Annotated in this window: 4 protein-coding genes; all 4 read right to left on the reverse strand. The window is 37.9% G+C overall.

The window, feature by feature from the left end; translation table 11 throughout:
• Nucleotides 1-63: 63 nt before the first annotated feature.
• The 4 genes from QUB20_RS28320 to QUB20_RS28335 are packed head-to-tail and all read right to left on the reverse strand — an operon-like array spanning nucleotide 64 to nucleotide 1852.
• Nucleotides 64-201, reverse strand: coding sequence for a hypothetical protein (locus QUB20_RS28320; protein ID WP_333251495.1), 138 nt, complete (start codon nucleotides 199-201; stop codon nucleotides 64-66).
• Nucleotides 202-260: 59 nt separating this feature from the next.
• Nucleotides 261-827: a hypothetical protein gene (locus tag QUB20_RS28325; RefSeq protein ID WP_333251498.1), complete on the reverse strand. Its 567-nt coding sequence runs from the start codon at nucleotides 825-827 to the stop codon at nucleotides 261-263.
• Between the two features lie 18 nt (nucleotides 828-845).
• Complete coding sequence (locus QUB20_RS28330; RefSeq protein WP_333251501.1) at nucleotides 846-1715, reverse strand: hypothetical protein; 870 nt, start codon at nucleotides 1713-1715, stop codon at nucleotides 846-848.
• A 2-nt stretch (nucleotides 1716-1717) separates the two neighbouring features.
• On the reverse strand, nucleotides 1718-1852 hold the full coding sequence (locus tag QUB20_RS28335; protein ID WP_333251504.1) for a hypothetical protein: 135 nt from the start codon (nucleotides 1850-1852) through the stop codon (nucleotides 1718-1720).
• Nucleotides 1853-1935 lie beyond the last annotated feature (83 nt).

The following is a 1935-nucleotide window of genomic DNA, read 5'->3' on the forward strand; positions in this document are numbered from 1 at the left end:
TAATAATTTATAACTCTGCAATTATACATTATTGGGCCAATTTTAGCAATCTTTTCCTATCATTCAACACTTCTGATTATCTTGAATGGCATTCCAGGCAGCTTGACCTCCTATAATTAGCACAGCACCACCTACCATAACACCCATTAAAATACTATAAATTTTCCAGAGGCTTCTTTTTTGTTCATCATCATTATTCATAGTTTTAGTTGTAGTTTTTTAAGGAACATCATTTGAATTATTAGTATTTAATTCATTATTTAGCGACAGCCAGTTACGCTATCTTTAATTATTGACCACTCCTGAGCTAGAGAATACTCACTTTGGACAATTTTTCTTCTCCCTAACTCTGGATGCCTCTGATAAAAGATGTAATCAACTACCGCTTCACATTGCTTGATGCGAGACCATTCTTCCTGTAAACTAAATTCATCACTTCTAATTTTTCGACCGGCTAGTTCAGGATATCTGTCATAAAAAATTTGATCGGTAATCTTATCTATTTCCTCTTCTGTCCCTATTTCCTGATTGGCGCGAAGAGAATTTTTAGAAGGAGACACTAAAGTTGAGGGCGAACCACTGACACTTGAAACCGAGGGTGTAGATGAAGGAATTTGCGATCGCACTACTGCTGGTGCTTGTGGAGTGCTTAAAGGCAAAGAGTTAGTAGAGGGTGGTTTATTTTCAATACTGGCTTTTGAGATATTCTGTTGAACGGCATTCCAGGCAGCTTTACCGCCTAGAATTAGGACAGCACCGCCTACCATAACACCCATTAAGATGCCGTAGACTTTCCATAGTTTAGTTTTTTCTTGCTCGTTGCTCATTGTTTGACCTTAGTACGATTACGGTTTGCCACTTGTTCCCGGTTGATTACCAATTTCACTAGCTCTTTCTGATTCTCTTTTCCTGCGTTCTTTTTCTGACTCTCTGGAAGTCTCTAAATCTTCTGCTTGAGAGTTTATTCCATGATAATCTTTAGCTCGATCGGACCTATCTGCAATTTCTGAAAATACAGAGTTAGGAACTACTGGAGCAACTGCTTTTTCGTTCGTATCTAATAAACTAGAAAAAACTCCAGTACCAATTACTGCCCCTGCGGTAACTTTCTTGACACCATCTCGTATTTTGGAAAAAATATTATCGGATTTGCTGTGTGCGCTTGCAATAGTAGTATCCACTTTTTTCATAGTTTCCCCAGCAGCATCAATTTTATTCAGAATTTCACCTACTTTATTCTGAACATCCTCAAGATTATCTTTCTCGTCATTTACAGCATCCTTAGACTCGCTTAGGTCTGCATCACACTCTCGCTCTGCTTCTTCAAGCTCTGTCAAAGCTTCATCACGTTTTGCAATTTGTTCTGTAATTTCCGACTGTTTTTGCTGCATATCTTCTTTAATTGTTTCCAGCTTGCCTCTAGATTCATCAATCTCGGTTGCTTTTTGCTCCATTTTTTGATTAACTTCCTGGTAAGCAACTTGCAAAGCCTCTCCCTCTAGTGCACCGAGTTTCTCCGAAACTGATTCTAATTTCTGCTCAAGGTTCTTGAGTTCTTGTGTCTTGGTTTCAATAATTTGTATCTGCTCATCTACCTCTTGGTCTGCTTGCTCTATCTCATTAACTAAAACATCCAGATTGTTACTATCAGAAAAATCACCTTGCGCTCCTCGTTTTGAATCGGCTGCGTTTTTGGATTTTTTGAAATCACTCATAGCTAGTTACCTCCCATTTGTCTAGATAAAATTTTAATTTCATACTCGAAACGTTGCTTTTGATCTTGTTTTTGTTTTATCTGTGCTTTAATCCCCTCCTTAGCTTCTGCTGGCTTATTTTCTAACTCTTTATTCAAGCCTATGACCAGAAGTGTTGAACGCTTATTGATAGGATTCTGAAAATAGACATACGAATCCTATAAAATGCTGATTTCAGCAA

The organism is Microcoleus sp. B4-C2, from assembly GCF_036705265.1.
GTDB lineage: Bacteria > Cyanobacteriota > Cyanobacteriia > Cyanobacteriales > Microcoleaceae > Microcoleus.